Genomic DNA, 17,122 nt, shown 5'->3' with positions numbered 1-17,122 from the left:
AGCTGGAGAAGGCGAAGCCACGACGGCGGGCCAGATCCACCGCCGCTTACTTTTTCAAACGCGCCAGCTCGGCAAACGGGTTGCGGCGCTCAGGCTCGCCACCTTCAGCGCCCACCCCCGGGTCGGCGGCGTGCATCACCACGGGCACCGGGCACTCGTCGTGCATGGGCACCAGCGGCAGCTCCATCAACAACTCGTCTTCCAGCAGCTCGTGCAGGTTGGGGCGCGGCTCCAGCGCCAGCAGGTCTTCTTCGCAGTCGTCGTCTTCGGCTTCGGCCGCCGCTTCGTCGGCCACAAAACGAAACCAGCGGTCCACCAGCAGCGGCGTGTCGGCCGGGCCCAGGCAACGCTGGCACGTCAGCGGCACCGCCGCATGGGCCTCCAGGTGCAGCCACACGGCGGGCGCGCCACCTTTGGCGCTGGGGCGCATTTCGCCGTGCGCCTGCCAGTGCACTTGCAGCGCGGCCGGCTGGGCGTCGTCGTCCAGGTGGGCTTCTTCCAGCAGCCGCGCAAAGCGGGTCAGCGGCTCGTCGGCCTGCAGGCTGGCGCCAGCCAGGGCAAAAGCCCGTATGTCCAGGCGGTCGGCATTCCATGCCATTTTGGGGTTCGGGTTCATTGAAAAAGTGTATCGGACTTGGGCAAAACCGTCAGGGCTGGGCGCAAAGCCGCGGGCACTACAAGCCGTACGGCAAGGCTTTGCAAAAACGACATGGCGCTTTTGCGCAAGTCCGTGTGTAAAAGAATGCGGGGAGAATACCGGAATGCCCGCCCACAGCCCCAACACCCCGCCCGCCCTTTCCCGCCCGCTCATCTTGGGCTCCACCTCGCGCTACCGGCGCGAACTGCTCGCCCGTCTGGCTGTGCCGTTTGACGTGGACAGCCCGCAAGTGGACGAAACCCCCCGGCCCGGCGAAAACCCCGCCACCCTGGCCCTGCGCCTGGCCCTGGCCAAAGCGCGCGACGTGGCCCAGCGCCACCCGCACGCGGTGGTGATTGGCAGCGACCAGGTGGCCGACCTGCACGGCGAACCCCTGGGCAAGCCCGGCACCCACGAGCGCGCCGTGGCCCAGCTGCAGCGCATGCGCGGGCAAACCGTCATTTTTCAAACCGCCCTGGCGGTGGTGTGCCTGGAAACCGGTTTTGAACAAAGCGAAATAGCCGCTGTGCGCGTGGTGTTCAGAGACCTGAGCGACGCCGAAATTGAAAACTACCTGCGCGCCGAGCAACCCTACGACTGCGCCGGCAGCGCCAAAAGCGAAGGCCTGGGCATTGCGCTGCTGGAGCGCATTGACAACGACGACCCCACCGCCCTGGTGGGCCTGCCGCTCATTCGCACCTGCCGCATGATCCGCGCCGCTGGCGTGCAACTGCTGTGAGCGCCGGCACCGCCCAGAGCGGCACGCTCTACCTCGTGCCCACCCCGCTGGACTTTGGCGTCAGCCAGGAAACCGCCGCCGCCCCAGGCCATTGGCTGCCGGCCGAAACCCTGGGCGCCGCCAGCCGCCTCACCCACTGGATCACCGAAAACGCGAAGAGCACCCGCGCGTTTCTAAAACGGGTGGAAGCCACCCACGGCCTGGCCGCGCCCTTGCAATCCCAGCACATCACCGAACTGCCCCGCGCCGCCCACAAAAAAGGCGACCATGCGCCCGAAGCCCAAGGCGATGCGCAAGCCCGCGCCCTGCTGGCGCCCGCGCTGCAGGGGCACGACATGGGCCTGGTGAGCGAAGCCGGCATGCCGGCCATCGCCGACCCCGGCAGCTCCATCGTGCGCGCCGCCCACGCCATGGGTTTGCCCGTGGTGCCGCTCACCGGCCCGGTCTCGCTCATGCTGGCCCTGGCCGCGAGCGGCTTGAACGGCCAAAGCTTCGCGTTTGTGGGCTATGTGCCGCAAGAAGCCACCGAGCGCAGCAAACGCCTGCGCGAGCTGGAAGCCCTGGCCCTGAAAACCGGGCAAACGCAAATTTTTATTGAAACGCCCTACCGCAACACCGCCCTGCTGCAGGCGCTGCTGCAAACACTGCACCCGCACACCCGCCTGGCGGTGTGTTGCGCCCTCACCCTGCCCGGCCAAACCGTTCGCAGCGCGCTGGTAACCGACTGGAAGCGCGGCAAAGACGCGCTGGCCGGTTTGCCGCTGGACGCACCGGCGGTGTTTTTGCTGGGCCGCTGAGCTGTTACCACCCTACACCCCATGCGCCCGGCAATGTGCGGTAACCTCTGAATCGCTCTTAAAAAACCACTGAACTCACCATGAAAACCAAAGCCGCCGTCGCCTGGAAAGCAGGCCAGCCCCTCACCATTGAAACCGTGGACCTGCAAGGCCCCAAGTTCGGTGAAGTGCTGGTTGAAATCAAAGCCACCGGCATCTGCCACACCGACTACTACACCCTCAGCGGCGCCGACCCGGAAGGCATCTTCCCCGCCATCCTGGGCCACGAAGGCGCCGGCATTGTGGTGGACGTGGGCCCCGGCGTGACCTCGCTCAAAAAAGGCGACCACGTCATCCCGCTCTACACGCCCGAATGCCGCCAGTGCAAGTTCTGCCTGAGCCGCAAAACCAACCTCTGCCAGCTCATTCGCGGCACACAAGGCAAAGGCCTCATGCCCGACGCCACGAGCCGCTTCAGCCTCGACGGCCAGCCCATCTTTCACTACATGGGCACCAGCACCTTCAGCAACTACACCGTGGCCGCTGAAATTTCGCTCGCCAAAATCCGCGAAGACGCGCCTTTCGACAAGGTTTGCTACATCGGCTGCGGCGTCACCACCGGCATTGGCGCCGTCATCTTCACCGCCAAGGTAGAAGCCGGCGCCAACGTGGTCGTGTTTGGCCTGGGCGGCATTGGCCTCAACGTGATCCAGGGCGCCAAAATGGTGGGCGCCGACAAGATCATTGGCGTGGACCTCAACCCCGAGCGCGAAGCCATGGCCCGCAAGTTCGGCATGACGCACTTCATCAACCCCAAAGACCACGCCAACGTGGTTGACGCCATCGTGCAGCTGACCGACGGCGGCGCCGACTACAGCTTTGAATGCATCGGCAACACCAAGGTGATGCGCGACGCGCTGGAATGCACCCACAAAGGCTGGGGCCGCAGCATCATCATTGGCGTGGCCGAAGCCGGCGCCGAGATCAGCACCCGTCCATTCCAGCTCGTCACCGGCCGCAAGTGGGAAGGCTCGGCCTTTGGCGGCGCCCGTGGCCGCACCGACGTGCCAAAGATCGTGGACTGGTACATGGACGGCAAGATCAACATCGACGACCTCATCACCCACAAGCTCAAGCTCGAAGACATCAACGAAGGCTTTGAGCTGATGAAGCGCGGCGAGTCCATTCGCAGCGTCATCGAGTTTTAGGATTTGGCCCACCCCCGTCGCTTCGCTCCGCCCCTCAAGGGGCAACGCTGGCGGCCCGGCACAGCCGGTTCCGCGGCGTTCTGGGTTCTGGGTTTAGTTTCCCTTCACACCACGATTCAGGCTGGAACCACCAATGGACTCGTCATTTGACCGACTCGAACTTCTGAGCGAACACGGCTGCTTTGGCGGTGTGCAGCGGTTTTACAAACACGCCTCGCGTGAAACCGGCTTGCCCATGCGTTTTGGCCTGTTTCTGCCGCCGCAGGCGCTGGCCGGGCACAGCGTGCCGCTGCTCACCTTTCTGGCCGGGCTCACCTGCACCGAAGAAACCTTTGCCATCAAGGCAGGCGCCCAGCGCAGCGCCGCCCAGCTGGGCCTGGCCCTGCTCACGCCCGACACCAGCCCCCGCGGCGCGGGCGTAGACAGCGAAGACCACCATTGGGACTTTGGCGTCGGTGCCGGTTTTTATCTGGACGCCACCCAAGCCCCCTGGTCAGGCCACTGGCGCATGGAAAGCTACCTGCTGAAAGAGTTGCTACCGGGTGTGGTGGCGGCATTCCAGCTCAACGCAGAGCAGCAAGGCCTGTTTGGCCATTCCATGGGTGGCCACGGTGCGCTCACCCTGGCGCTGCGCCACCCCGGCGTGTTTCGCAGCGTGTCCGCGTTGGCTCCCATTTGCGCCCCCACCCAATGCCCATGGGGCCGCAAAGCCTTTACCGGGTACCTGGGGCAAGACGAATCCACCTGGGCGGCGCACGACGCCAGCCGGCTCATGGCCGGGCAAGCCAGCGCGCCCTACCCCGGCGGCATTTTGGTTGACCAAGGCCTGGCCGACAAATTTCTGGCCGAGCAACTGCACCCCGAAGCCTTTGAAGCCGCCTGTGCACAAGCAGGCCAGCCTCTCACCCTGCGCCGCCATGCCGGCTACGACCACGGCTATTACTTCATCGCCAGCTTTGTGGACGACCATTTGCGGCACCACGCGCAGGCACTTTTCGCTTGAACACGGCACCTCTCACCATGCGCCCCCGCCAATTCGACCTCATCGCCTTCGACTGGGACGGCACCCTGTTTGACTCCACGGCCATCATCACCCGCGCCATCCAGGCGGCTGTGGCCGATGTGGGCGGCACCGTGCCTTCTGACCAATCGGCCAGCTACGTCATTGGCATGGGGCTCATGCAGGCGCTGGCCCATGCGGCGCCCGATGTGCCGCAAGACAAATACCCCGAGCTGGGCGCGCGCTACCGCCACCACTACACCGCCCGCCAGCACGACATCAGCCTGTTTGACGGCGTGCTGCCCTTGCTGGCCGAGCTCAAGGGCCGGCAGCACTGGCTCACCGTGGCCACCGGCAAAAGCCGCACGGGGCTCAACGAGGTGCTGCGCACGGTCGAGCTGCTGGGCATGTTTGACGCGTCGCGCACCGCCGACGAAACCGCCGGCAAGCCCAGCCCGCTCATGCTGGAAGAGCTGATGGCCGAGTTTGGTGTGGAACCCGAGCGCACTTTGATGATTGGCGACACCACCCACGACCTGCAAATGGCGCTGAACGCCGGCTGTGCCAGCGTGGGCGTGAGCTACGGTGCCCATGAGCCCGATGCCTTTCATGCGCTGAAGCCCCTGCACGTGGCCCATTCGGTGAAAGAGCTGCACGCTTGGCTCAGCGCCAACGCTTGAGGTTTGGGGCTGAGGTTGGGCTGTGGATCCACCCCTACTACTTTGAACTTGAACCCCGTTCACCCTGAGCCTGTCGAAGGGCAGCGAGCGCAAGCGATGTGTGAGGGCTTTGACCAGCTCAGCCCGAACGGGATTGCGTAGTCCGATCGTCCTGAGCCTGTCGAAGGGCAAGCTCAGCCCGAACGGACGCAGCGGACAGCAAGCGGGAGAGGGGGTTAAGACCCAAACCGATGCAGGCTGTTGCTCAGCCGGCCACGCGCTTGATGTGCGCCATCACCGCGTCGCGCAGTTCCGGGTTGGCCAGGGCCAGGTCAATGGTGGCTTCCAGGAAACCTTCTTTGCTGCCGCAGTCGTAGCGCGTGCCCTCGTAGCGGAAAGCTTGCACTTTTTCTGTGCCAATCAGCGCCGCAATGCCATCGGTCAGCTGAATCTCGCCACCGGCGCCGCGCGGTTGGCGGCGAATGCTTTCAAACACAGCCGGTGTCAAGATGTAGCGCCCCGCCACCGCCAAGGTGGACGGCGCCACCTCGGGTGCCGGCTTTTCCACCATGCCAAACACCTCGGCCAGCTGCGTGCCCACACCGCGCACGTCCACCACGCCATAGCGTCGCGTGTCGGCACGCGGCACGTCTTGCACCGCCAGCACCGTGCCCGGGCTGCGCTCATAGGCCTGCACCATTTGCTGCAACACCGTGGCACCGCCCGCGGCCTGGTTGTGGCCCATCATCAAGTCGTCGGCCAGCAACACCGCAAACGGCTCGTTGCCCACCAGCCGCTCAGCGCACAGCACCGCATGGCCCAGGCCCAGCGCGCGCGGCTGGCGCACATACACACAGTCCATGTCGTCCGGCTTGATGGAATGCACCAGCTCCAGCAGCGCGCGCTTGTTGCCCGCTTCCAGCTCGGCTTCCAGCTCGTAGGCCGTGTCAAAGTGGTCTTCAATGGCCCGCTTGTGGCGACCGGTGACGAAAATCATCTCGCGAATGCCGGCCGCGTAAGCCTCTTCCACCGCGTACTGAATGAGCGGCTTGTCCACCACCGGCAGCATCTCTTTGGGTATGGCCTTGGTGGCTGGCAAAAAGCGGGTGCCCATACCGCCTACTGGAAACACTGCTTTCTTAATATGCATATCTGGTTCCACTCCCATGGTTGTGTTGTGACGTGCTGGCGATCATAAAGGGCACGTCGCAGCCAGCGCCGCAGGCCAGCTGGCTTCGCGCGCGCGGGCAACCCTGCGTTGCCTGCAATGCACAAAAGCGGTCACTGTGCGCACAGCAGTCTGCCTGTTACAAACCCTCGAAGTACATCCAAAGATGCACCTGACATAATGAGCGGTTCGGCGAAGGCAAGAAGCCTCGGATTCAGGGAGAAGAGGGCCACACCAAAAAACCGCGACCGCGCACAGAAGCGCCCACGCGCCAGCCCTCGTTTTTCACCTGAAAGAGCCCACCCCAACACGCATGAACAGAACCCGCTCCCCGCTCTCCATCACCCTGGCCGTCTGGCAAGCACTGCTTCTGCGCGAATCGCTCAGCCGCCTGTTTGCGCGCCGTGCAGCCTGGGTGTGGCTGCTGCTTGAGCCCGCCACCCACATTGCGTTCATGGTGTTCATCTTCACCGTTATTCGCGTGCGCCAGGTGGGCGGCATTGAAACGGCGCTGTGGATTAGCGTTGGCTTCCTGGGCTTCTTTTTCTTTCGGCGTACCGGCAGCCAGGGTGCCAACGGCATCAGCGCCAACCGCTCGCTGTTTGCCTACCGCCAGGTCAAGCCGGTCGACACCGTGCTCGTGCGTGCGCTGCTCGAGGGCCTGTTGATGCTGGTGGTGAGCCTCATGGTGTTGGCAGGCGTCGCCCTGCTGCTGGGGCTGCAGGTGATGCCCAGCGACCCACTGGCGGTGATGGAAGCCGTGTTTGGCTTGTGGTTGCTGGGCCTGGGCTTTGGTCTGGTGGTTTCGGTCGTGAAAGAACTGGTGCCCGAGTTGGACAACCTACTCGACATGATCATGACACCCCTGTATCTGATTTCAGGCGTGCTCTTGCCCCTGAGCGCCGTGCCCTACCCCTACCGCGAATGGCTCATGTACAACCCCGTGGCCCATGGCCTTGAGGCCGCGCGCCTGGGCTTTGCGCCGTACTACCACGCTGTGCCCGAGCTCAGTCTTTCTTATCTTTATGTTTGCGCCCTGGTGCTGGTGTTTTTTGGCTTGGCGCTGCACGCCCGCTACGCAAAAAGGCTGGTCACGCAATGATCGTTGTCAGCAACGTACACAAACGCTACATGACAGACCACGGCCCCGGCCCATGGGTGTTGCAAGGCGTCAACTTCACCATACCGCCCAAGGTCAACGTGGGCCTGGTGGGCCGCAACGGTGCAGGCAAGTCCACACTGCTGCACATCATTGGCGGCATTGACCACCCCACGCGCGGCCACGTTGAACGCCGCTGCCGCGTCAGCTGGCCCATGGGGTTTGGTGGTGGCCTACAAGGCTCGCTCACCGGGCGCCAAAACGCCAAGTTTGTCTGCCGCGTCCACGGCCACAGCCAAGACATGGCCGACCGCCTGAAACAAATTCAGGCCTTCGCCGAAATAGGCAGCTTCTTTGACGAACCCGTCAAAACCTATTCCAGCGGCATGAAATCGCGGCTGCAATTTGCCTTGTCGCTCGCCTTTGACTTCGACGTCTATATCTCCGACGAAGTCACCGCCACCGGCGACGCCGCTTTTAGAAAAAAGGCCGCTGACGCCTTCAAGGGCCTGACCAACCGAGCCGGACTCATCATGGTTTCGCACAGCGAAGGCACGCTGAAACAATTTTGCAGCGCCGGCATCTGGCTGCACCAGGGCCAAGCCCACTGGTTTGACCAGATTGACGACGCCATCAAGGCCTACAAAGACAGCATTCCTGCATGACAACCATCTCCACCATCGACACCGCTACGAACGGCGCCACCGAAGGCGTTCAAGACGCCAAGCCCAATAAACCCAAGCCGCACTGGAAGCGCCACCCGCTGCTTGCTGCTGCGCTGGTGGCCAGCCTGCTCGCTGCGGCCTACTGGGGCTTGCTGGCGGCTGACCGCTACGTGTCTGAAGCCCGGGTCATCATCCAGCGATCTGACCTCACCGGTGGCCAGGCCATGGACTTCACAGGCCTGCTCACGGGCGCGGGTGGTGGTGGCAGAACCGACCAGCTGCTCATGCGCGACCACCTGCTTTCGCTCGACATGCTGCGCAAGCTCGACGCCCAGCTGAAATTGCGTGAGCACTACAGCACCCAGGGCGACTGGCTTTCGCGCCTGTGGGACGGCGAAGCCCCACTGGAGCAGTTTCTGGAACATTTCCGCACGCGCGTGGGCGTAGAACTGGACGAGTACGCCGGCGTGCTGTCGATTAAAGCGCAGGCCTTCACCCCCGAAATGGCGCAAGCCATTGCCGCGGCTATGGTGGCTGAAGGCGAGCTCACCATGAACGCCATGGCCCACGCGCTGGCGCAAGACCAAGTCGACTTTCTTGAAGGCCAGGTCAACACCATGAGCCAGCGCGCCCAAACCGCACGCGCTGCGGTGCTCACTTACCAAAACCGCAAAGGCCTGGTCTCACCCCAGGCCACAGCTGAAAACGTGGCTGCCATCGTCAACAGCCTGGAAGCCCAACTGGCCGAACTGCAAACCCGGCGCACCAGCCTGCTGGGCTACTTGCAGCCCGGCAGCGCCAATGTGGTTGAACTCAACCTGCAAATTGACGCGGTGCAAAAACAGATTGGCACCGAAAAAGCCCGCCTCACGGCCCCCGGGGGCAAAACCCTCAACACCGCCGTCGAAGAGTTTCAGCGGCTGCAACTTGAGGCCGAATTTGCTCAAGAAATTTACAAAACCTCGTTGGTCGCGCTGGAGCGTGGCCGCGTAGAAGCCACACGCAACCTGAAAAAAGTCTCGGTATTGCAAAGCGCAGGCCTACCCGAGTTCCCCCTGGAACCCCGCCGCGCTTACAACCTGCTGGTGTTCGTGCTCACCGCCTTCTTGCTCGCAGGCGTGCTGCAACTGCTCAGCGCCATCGTGCGCGACCACCAAGACTGAACGCCATGACAGCCGCCACCCATTTGCACCCGCACGCCCCAGACACGCGCTGGAAACAGCGCTTTTCCAACTACCAGCGCGCCCTGGCTAGCCTGGAGGCAGCGGTGCAACTGGCTGAGCAACGTGAGCTGAGCGACCTCGAAAAACAAGGTCTCATTCAAGCCTTTGAATTCACGCACGAGCTTGCCTGGAATGTGATGAAAGACTATTTCGTCTACCAAGGCAACACCGCCATTACCGGCTCACGCGATGCTGCGCGAGAAGCTTTCAGCAAAAATCTGCTGGACGACGGCCAAGGCTGGATGGACATGATCGCCAGCCGCAACCAAACCGCATACACCTACAACCAGGCCGTAGCGCAAGCCATCTGTGAACTCATCCGCACCCGCTACTACCCGTTGTTCAAACACTTTCAAGCCCGCATGAGCGGCCTGCAAGCCTGAACGGAACAGCCCATGCCTGCCCAAGCCATCCCCGCCCGCCCCCTGCGCGCACACCCAATCGCCCTAAGCGAACTGGCCGCGCGTGCCGGTTTGCCCGCTACGGCCCTGCAGCAGTTGCAGCAGGTGCTGGCGCAAGAGCCACGGGTACAGCACGCCGTGCTGTATGGCTCCAGGGCCATGGGCGGCTACCGGCCTGGCTCCGACATTGACATCTGCCTGACCGCGCCCGCGCTCGACCTCAGCAGCCAATACACCCTGGAAAACCGCATTGACGACTTGTTGCTTCCCTGGAAAGTCGACCTGTCTCTGCGCCACGCCATCGACAACCCCGACCTGCTCGCCCATATTGCCCGCGTTGGCCTGTCGGTTTACCCCCCACAACCATGACGACACACCTCCCGTTTCCGCAAACCCAACGGCTGGCTACCACAGCAGCACTCGCCCTCGCCTGGGTATTTGCTTCGGCCACGGCCCTCAGCCAGCCCCTGCCCCAGCAAGACCCCGCCAACCCGCTTGGCATGCGGCTGGACGCCAGCCCGCCAGCCACGCAGGCCACAGGCCGCACACCTGCTGCCGCACCTGCAACCGCTGCCGCGCCATCGCCCGGGCTGCTGGCCAGCCAGCGCGCCAACGCCACCAGCGACGTGTTTGGCGCCCAGCTCTTCACCGGCGCATTTACCAGCGGTGGCGCCACCCAGTTCAACCCTGACTATTTGATTGCCACCGGCGACACCCTGCAAGTGCGCCTGTGGGGCGCCTTTACCTTTGACGCACCCCTAACAGTAGACCCCCAAGGCAACATCTTTTTGCCCCATGTGGGCCCGGTGCAGGTGCGCGGCGTGCCCAACGCCCAGCTGCAAAGCCGCGTAGAAGCCGCCGTGCGCCGCACCTTTCGGGCCAACGTGAACAGCTACGCCAGCCTGGCCGCAGCCCAACCGGTACGCGTGTTTGTGGGCGGCAACGTGAACCGCCCCGGCCTGTATGGCGGCACCAGCATGGACAGCCTGCTGCACTACCTGGACCAAGCCGGCGGCATAGACACCGAGCGCGGCAGCTTTTTGGCCGTGCAAGTGAATCGCGGTAACACGGTGCGCGCCACCTTCAACCTTTATGACTTTTTGCTCAGCGGCACCATGCCGCTGCTGCAACTGGCTGATGGCGACGTGATCTTTGTGCCCCAGCGCCAGGGCACCGTGAAAGTGGGCGGGCTGGTTGAAAGCGCCAAGCGCTTTGAATTTGCCACAACAACCGCCTCACCCACCGGCGCGCAGCCCTTCACCGTGAGCAGCCTGGCCCAAATTGCCAAACCCCTGGCCCAGGCCACACACGTGCGCGTGGTGCGCAACACCGGCACCGTGAAAAACACCGAGTATTACCCCCTGGCCGAGGCCGGCAGCGTGGTGCTGCAAAACGGCGACGAACTCGACTTCACCGCCGACAAAAAGCCCGGCACCATAACCGTGCGGGTAGAGGGCGAACACACCAGCCCGCAAGAATATGTGTTGCCCTACGGCACCCAGCTGGGCAGCCTGCTGGGCCAGGTGCAGCTGACGCCAGACGCCGAACCCCAAAGCGTGCAACTGTTTCGCCAAAGCGTGAAACAGCGCCAAAAAGACATGCTGGCCACCGGCCTGCGCAGCCTGGAAGCCGCCTTGCTCACCGCCCGCAGCGGCAGCAGCGACGAAGCCCGCCTGCGCAAAGAAGAGGCCGAACTCAGCCTGCAGTGGGTAGACCGCGCCAAACAAGTGGAGCCGCTGGGCCAAGTGGTGCTCGCCCAGGCTGGCCTGCGCGACACCCTGCTGCTGGAAAACGGCGATGTGCTGCGCATTCCGAGGCGCGACGGCCTGGTGCTCGTCAGCGGCGAGGTGCTGTTCCCCAACGCCGTGGCCTTTGAAACCCGCTTGGGCCTTACCGACTACATCAACAGCGCCGGCGGCTTCACCCAGACGGCCGACAACGCCCGCGTGGTGATTGCCCGGCGCGACGGCAGCTTTGAACAAACCGACGCCACCCGCCTGCACACCAGTGCAGCCGTTCGCCCCGGCGACCAGGTGCTGGTGCTGCCCAAAGTGGATGAAAAGAAACGCCAGTTCTGGAAAGACATGACGCAAATCATTTACCAGATTGCCGTCAGCGCCAAAGTCGTTTTTGGTCTTTAAGCACTACCACCCACATGAACACACGCATGCCCGCCCAACTGACCCAGACGACCCAAACAGGGCTTTTGGCCCAGCTTCCCATCAACAAAATTGTGGTGGTGGGGCATCCGCTTTCAGGTTTTGAAACCGTCGAAAGCCTGCTCAACCGCTGTGGCATGCACGCCGCTGCGCCGTCGCAGCGCGAAGGCCTTAGCCCGGTGGACATTGGCGCCACTCTGCTCAAAGCCCACCGCATCGTGCCGCTTGATGCGCTGCAAAGCCACGGTGCCATACACAGCCTGCAGCCTGGCCCCGTGTGGCAAAGCCTTGCGCTTGACCTGCTGCTGGGCAACATCGACCACGAGCTCTGGGGCTGGTCCGACCCGCAGGCCGTTTATCTGCTGGACTACTGGAAAGGCCTCGACCCACAGCTCGCTTTTATGCTGGTTTACGACACGCCGCAAGACCTGATTGCCCGTGCGTTTGACAACCCGGCCAGCCCATGTACGCCAGAAGCCGTGCAAGCCGCCGTCGACAACTGGCAGGCCTACAACGAAGCGCTGCTGTATTTCTACCACCGCAACCCACAGCGCTGCATGCTGGTACACGCAGCACAAGTCCGCGAGAGTGCCGCTGACTACCTCCAGCAGGTACAACTGCGAATCGGCGCCCCGCTGGGTAAAGAGGGCAAAACCGAGCCTGCCCCAGCACCACCAGAAACCACACATACCCAAGACGCCCTGCGCCGGTACCTTGCGCAGCACATCCTAGCGGCGCACCCACAGGTATTGAGCCTGTACGAAGAGCTTCAGGCTGTTGCCTCACTACCCAAATCTGCGCCCACCGATGACCAAGCGGCAGACCAAACTGGCCAGGCATTGGGCGCACTGCAAAGCGTTCTGAAACAGCAACAACAGCTGAACGCTAGCAACCTGCGTACCCAAGCCGCACAAACACGTATTCAAGAGCTGGAGCAAGAACAAGCTCAACTGAATCAGACCCGAGACGATCTGGAAAAGATTAAACAAGATACCCCCAGCCCAGCTGCAAGCCAAACAAACGAACTGCAGCAAGAAAACGACCTGTTGCTGGTCCAGTTGCACCAGGTGCAGGAGGAGCTTGAACGCTACTACCTGGAAAACCAGCGCCTGAAAGCCAAACCGGCAGCGCCAGCCAAACACGCCGCACCACCGGCGCCCTACGGAGCGGCAGAGCGCGTAAAACAGCAACTGAGCTATCGGCTCGGCAGCAAGATGATTGAGCGCAGCCACAGCCTGGGTGGTTGGCTGGGCATGCCATTTGCACTGCTAGGGTTGGCCCGCGAATACAAGCGTGAGCTGCCACAGCGAAAAGCGAGCAAACAGCTACCCATTGAAAAATACCGCGACGCCTACGAGGCCGAGCGCATGAAACAACACCTTTCATACCGCCTAGGCGCTGCACTCATCAAACACGGCAAAAACCCCTTGCGTTGGCCCGCCTTGCCCTTTGCCCTGAACAAAGCCCGCCAAGAATGGCTGCGCCACCGAACCGGATAACACCCGCCCTGCTATGCAACACACTGCACCACTCGAAACGAGCGAGCGCCACGACCCAACCCCGCCAGTACAACAAGCCCTGCTGCCATGGCTGGGCCTGCTGCAACAGCTTTACCCCCCCAACGGAGTGCTACTGGTAGGCGCCGGTGGAGGCACCAGCCCGTGGGTACAACACCTCATGGCATCCGGCCACCGCAACGTCACACTCATAGAAGCAGACGAAACCACCGCTGCCAGGCTCAAACTGGTGGCACAAGCCCAACCCAGCTGGAAAGTGCTTGCGGGCCTGGTGGGACCCGAAAGCACACACACACTGTCTTACACAGCCAGCCTGCAGCCAGAAAGCGGCCTGCTAGAGCCAGAGAGCTTGCGCAGCCTCTGGCCCAACCTGAAAACCACCCACCAGCAAACCCGCCAAGCCATCACCCTGGCCGAACTGCAACAAGACACCGAGTACCCCGCCAACTGGCTCCTGGTGGACTGCCTGCCCGCACTCCCCATCCTTCAGGGCGCCGTCCAACAGCTCGCCGCCTTCGACGTGATCGCCCTGCGCGTGCTGCTCGGCAGCACCCAAGACACAGGCCACGGCAACGGTGACAGCATTAGTTACACACACAACAACGAACTCACCCAGTCCGCCAGCGCTAACGCACTGCACCCCGCCCTGCAAGCCCTCGGCTTTCGCTGCCTGGCCATAGAAACAAGCCGCCACCCTGACATAGGCCACGCCCTTTTTGTGCGTGACACCGCAGTTCTGGCCAAACAACAGCAACAACAACTGGACCAACAAGTCCAGAGAACCGCCGAAGCCCAGGCAACGGCCACAGCCGCAACCACCGCCACAGCAGCCGCCACCAAACAAGCCGAAGAGCGTGCCACCCAAGTGCAGCACCTCACACAAGCCAAAGCAGCGGCTGACAAACTGGCCACCGAGCGCCAATTGCAACTGGACCAACTGCAGGCACAGCTAAAGCAAGCTAAAACGCAGGCCGAAGGACTCGCCATCAAAGTGCAGGCTTACGCCGAAAACGAATCCAACGCGGCCCAGCTCAATATGGAGCGACAAAACCAGATAGACGTGCTGAATCAAGCCGCCGCAAAATTGAAAACCGAATTCGATGCCGCACTGGTAGAAACCCAAAAAGGTTTTCAGACAGAAATCTTAGCGCTTGCTGCAGCCAGCGAAGCCGAGAGAACGGCTCATGCGAAGGAAAAAAACGATTTATTAAAATCCTTCCAGGAAAGCCTGAAGCACGAAAAAGCGTGGTTAGCGCACAGCTGCATAGTTAGCGATGATGTCCACGAAAGTGCAAAGAAAATAATTGTTACTCAAAAACTTACGGACAAAGAACTTTTCGATTTCCTGCTCGAACTAAGCGATCAAATAGCAAAGTCAGGTGACAAGTTAACAGCTCTCAGCTACCTCAACCAAAGCCAAAAAGCACTGACACAAACCACAGTTGAGTCCCTAACAGCCATTGCAAAACGACTCATCAACCTTGGCCGATCAGCTGAAGCAGAAGCTCTGTATATCAATGCGGCATTGGATGGTAAGGGCGTGCTGATGCTGACTGATAAAGAGCGAGCTTTAATAAAAAACGCAAGCAACAAACTTCATGAGCTTGCAGAACAAAAAACAGCACACGGCCATGATTTGCTTATCTCAGCAATGAAGAAGCATCTTGGAACTATCAAAGCTGAAGCCCCTGACAGAAAGATTGTTTTATTGGAAGTAGGCACAACACGAGAAGAAGTTCCTGGCCAAGGCTCAACTCGAAAACTTGCAGAATACTGCAAAGCGAATGACGTTGAATTCATTACCGTTGACATGGATCCACACAACAGTGAGATGGCTCGCAAAACATTTGGAGCAATGAACAGCACAGGCTTTCAAGCCGTAACCAGCAAGGGTGAGGACTATTTACGCCACTACAGTGGCGCACTAGACATTGTTTTTTTGGATGCCTACGACTTTGACCACGGCAAGCACAGCGAGCTGCGCCAAAGTAGATACGAGAAGTTTCTTGGTTCACGAATTGATGAAATGGAATGCCATCAAATGCATTTGGACTGTGCGCAGTCAGTGGTCAAAAAACTATCGCCTTTGGGATTGGTATGTTTTGACGACACGTGGTTAGAAGACGGTAAATGGACGGCCAAAGGAACGCTGGGCATGCCATTTCTACTTGCTAATGGATTTGAGGTAGTTGAAGCACGCAACAACGCCGCGCTGCTCAGGCGAGTGTCACCGCAACAAAATACATCCATATAAAATGAAGGTAACGATAAATTTTATTGATCCAAGCTCTTGCCAACTTGAATGGAGTGAACACACCGTTTGGTTCAATCCAACCGTAGCGGTGCTTACCAGTGTTGTGGCAACTTCAACGCATGAGCCTGATTGGTGCTTTATTGGTCGTACCGATGAAGCTCACGCATTAATTATGGCGACATGGGCGCGTACGAGGCCAAACACCCGGTTTGCAGCCCCTGATGATGTAGCGGCATTGCTCATCAAGTCTGGCCTTCCTGCGCCCAAACTTTTCACCGTTGGCGCGGAAGCGCAAACACTGGCGCCTGGCCTGAGAATGCAAGCCGTAAAAAACAGCGCCACAACCGATGCCAATTCAGTTCTGCCTACGTGTTTTGTTCTTCATGGAAGCGCTGGAAGCTTGCTTTTGGTCAGTTCATCACACGATTCAGCGCCCAACCGGGATGCACTGAAACAATGCGGCCCGCTTCATACGGCATTTTTCCCGGTGGGTGAAGCGCTTCGCGCGGGGCGAGTTACGGAAGCAGGCTCTACCCACAAATTTGAGCAGCAAACCACCACTGCACGCGCGGCCTTCCATTGGGCCAAATTGCTTGATGTGAAGCAGCTCGTCACAGCCTGCAGCGCCACAGTAGAGCACGGGCTATACGCTGAAGAAATGCGCTTGATTCACGACCGCATGGGCTGCACATTCAACCTGCTTGTAAGCCCGGGAAAGTTACAGGTTGGAGCGGCCAAGATCAGTGTGATTATCCGAACGCTGAATGAAGCCCAGTATCTTGGTGACCTGCTTGAAGGTATTGCCAGCCAAGAGACCAACGGATTGGAGTGCGAAGTAGTTTTGGTTGACTCGGGCTCAACTGACAGAACACTGAGCATAGCTGAGCATTACGGCTGCCGCATTTTGCACATTAAGCGCGACGATTTTTCTTTCGGCCGATCACTGAATATGGGCTGCGAAGCGGCCAGTGGCGACATATTGGTTATCACCAGCGGGCATTGCGTCCCAGCAGACCCCAACTGGCTCTACAAACTATGTGAACCCCTTCTGCACGGCACTGTGCAGTACAGCTACGGAAAGCAACTCGGGGGATCAAACAGCCACTTTAGCGAGCACCGCGTTTTTGAAAAATACTTTCCCTCGAAATCTCAAGTACCGCAAGCTGGTTATTATTGCAACAATGCCAACTCTGCGCTTTTAAAGACTGCATGGTCCCGCCATCGTTTTAACGAAGATCTCACCGGCTTAGAGGATATGGAGTTGGCACAGCGGCTGGCCAAAGAGGGTGGCCTTGTAGGATACGTCGCAGAAGCAAAAGTTTATCACCACCACAGTGAGAACTGGGCGCAGGTAAGGCGACGCTTCGAACGCGAAGCCATCGCACTCCAGCAAATAAAGCCCAACGTGCACGTGAGCGTCACTGACGCGATACGTTACATCGTCAGCAGCGTCTGGAAAGATTGGAGGCACGCAGCAAAAGAGGGCGCTCTAATACCACAAGCCAAAGAAATTTTTCTTTACAGATACCACCAGTACATAGGCAGCTACAAAGGCAATCACGAGCATCGCAAACTTTCGCATGATGAAAAAGATAAATATTTCTACCCACACTAAAG

General features: G+C 60.7%; 16 protein-coding genes. 14 read left to right on the top strand and 2 right to left on the bottom strand.

Features of this window, described 5'->3' with window-relative positions:
- Nucleotides 1–46 precede the first annotated feature (46 nt).
- Nucleotides 47–616: a YceD family protein gene (locus tag AC4QBL_RS03720; RefSeq protein ID WP_472899503.1), complete on the bottom strand. Its 570-nt coding sequence runs from the start codon at nucleotides 614–616 to the stop codon at nucleotides 47–49.
- 145 nt (nucleotides 617–761) lie between these two features.
- Between AC4QBL_RS03720 and AC4QBL_RS03715 the strand changes: the two genes are divergently transcribed.
- From AC4QBL_RS03715 to AC4QBL_RS03695, 5 genes are all read left to right on the top strand, one after another.
- Nucleotides 762–1,376, top strand: a complete 615-nt coding sequence (locus tag AC4QBL_RS03715) for a Maf family nucleotide pyrophosphatase (RefSeq protein ID WP_472906535.1) — start codon at nucleotides 762–764, stop codon at nucleotides 1,374–1,376.
- The gene (locus AC4QBL_RS03710) at nucleotides 1,373–2,173 is read left to right on the top strand and encodes an SAM-dependent methyltransferase (RefSeq protein WP_472906534.1); all 801 of its coding nucleotides are present in this window, start codon (nucleotides 1,373–1,375) and stop codon (nucleotides 2,171–2,173) included. Before AC4QBL_RS03715 ends, AC4QBL_RS03710 begins: the two co-directional genes overlap by 4 nt.
- 80 nt (nucleotides 2,174–2,253) lie before the next feature.
- Nucleotides 2,254–3,360 (top strand): S-(hydroxymethyl)glutathione dehydrogenase/class III alcohol dehydrogenase, encoded by a 1,107-nt coding sequence (locus tag AC4QBL_RS03705; protein ID WP_472899506.1) that lies wholly within the window; start codon nucleotides 2,254–2,256, stop codon nucleotides 3,358–3,360.
- Nucleotides 3,361–3,493: 133 nt separating this feature from the next.
- Complete coding sequence (fghA, locus tag AC4QBL_RS03700) at nucleotides 3,494–4,363, top strand: S-formylglutathione hydrolase (protein ID WP_472906533.1); 870 nt, start codon at nucleotides 3,494–3,496, stop codon at nucleotides 4,361–4,363.
- A 17-nt stretch (nucleotides 4,364–4,380) separates the two neighbouring features.
- The gene (locus tag AC4QBL_RS03695; RefSeq protein WP_472906532.1) at nucleotides 4,381–5,040 is read left to right on the top strand and encodes an HAD family hydrolase; all 660 of its coding nucleotides are present in this window, start codon (nucleotides 4,381–4,383) and stop codon (nucleotides 5,038–5,040) included.
- Nucleotides 5,041–5,284: 244 nt separating this feature from the next.
- On the opposite strand, the gene galU is transcribed toward AC4QBL_RS03695, so the two are convergent.
- Nucleotides 5,285–6,169, bottom strand: a complete 885-nt coding sequence (gene galU, locus AC4QBL_RS03690; RefSeq protein WP_472906531.1) for a UTP--glucose-1-phosphate uridylyltransferase GalU — start codon at nucleotides 6,167–6,169, stop codon at nucleotides 5,285–5,287.
- Between the two features lie 331 nt (nucleotides 6,170–6,500).
- Between galU and AC4QBL_RS03685 the strand changes: the two genes are divergently transcribed.
- From AC4QBL_RS03685 to AC4QBL_RS03645, 9 genes are read left to right on the top strand one after another with little or no spacing between them, the layout of a single operon-like run.
- Nucleotides 6,501–7,289: an ABC transporter permease gene (locus AC4QBL_RS03685; protein WP_472906530.1), complete on the top strand. Its 789-nt coding sequence runs from the start codon at nucleotides 6,501–6,503 to the stop codon at nucleotides 7,287–7,289.
- Entirely contained in the window at nucleotides 7,286–7,951 is a 666-nt protein-coding gene (locus AC4QBL_RS03680) for an ABC transporter ATP-binding protein (protein ID WP_472906529.1), read from the top strand. Before AC4QBL_RS03685 ends, AC4QBL_RS03680 begins: the two co-directional genes overlap by 4 nt.
- Nucleotides 7,948–9,114 (top strand): KpsE/RkpR family capsule polysaccharide export protein, encoded by a 1,167-nt coding sequence (locus tag AC4QBL_RS03675; protein WP_472906528.1) that lies wholly within the window; start codon nucleotides 7,948–7,950, stop codon nucleotides 9,112–9,114. Before AC4QBL_RS03680 ends, AC4QBL_RS03675 begins: the two co-directional genes overlap by 4 nt.
- Nucleotides 9,115–9,119: 5 nt before the next feature.
- The gene (locus AC4QBL_RS03670) at nucleotides 9,120–9,557 is read left to right on the top strand and encodes a nucleotidyltransferase substrate binding protein (RefSeq protein ID WP_472906527.1); all 438 of its coding nucleotides are present in this window, start codon (nucleotides 9,120–9,122) and stop codon (nucleotides 9,555–9,557) included.
- Nucleotides 9,558–9,569: 12 nt separating this feature from the next.
- Nucleotides 9,570–9,944 (top strand): nucleotidyltransferase domain-containing protein, encoded by a 375-nt coding sequence (locus AC4QBL_RS03665; RefSeq protein WP_472906526.1) that lies wholly within the window; start codon nucleotides 9,570–9,572, stop codon nucleotides 9,942–9,944.
- Entirely contained in the window at nucleotides 9,941–11,716 is a 1,776-nt protein-coding gene (locus AC4QBL_RS03660) for a polysaccharide biosynthesis/export family protein (RefSeq protein WP_472906525.1), read from the top strand. Before AC4QBL_RS03665 ends, AC4QBL_RS03660 begins: the two co-directional genes overlap by 4 nt.
- A 26-nt stretch (nucleotides 11,717–11,742) precedes the next feature.
- On the top strand, nucleotides 11,743–13,233 hold the full coding sequence (locus AC4QBL_RS03655; RefSeq protein WP_472906524.1) for a DUF8374 domain-containing protein: 1,491 nt from the start codon (nucleotides 11,743–11,745) through the stop codon (nucleotides 13,231–13,233).
- Nucleotides 13,234–13,246: 13 nt separating this feature from the next.
- A complete protein-coding gene (locus tag AC4QBL_RS03650; protein WP_472906523.1) occupies nucleotides 13,247–15,505 on the top strand; it encodes an O-methyltransferase in 2,259 nt (752 codons plus the stop codon).
- Nucleotides 15,441–17,120, top strand: a complete 1,680-nt coding sequence (locus AC4QBL_RS03645) for a glycosyltransferase family 2 protein (RefSeq protein WP_472906522.1) — start codon at nucleotides 15,441–15,443, stop codon at nucleotides 17,118–17,120. Before AC4QBL_RS03650 ends, AC4QBL_RS03645 begins: the two co-directional genes overlap by 65 nt.
- Nucleotides 17,121–17,122 lie beyond the last annotated feature (2 nt).

The organism is Hydrogenophaga sp. L99 (assembly GCF_058731905.1).
The sequence above is the reverse complement of the archived record's forward strand: the minus strand, read 5'-3'. Positions and strand labels throughout refer to the sequence as shown.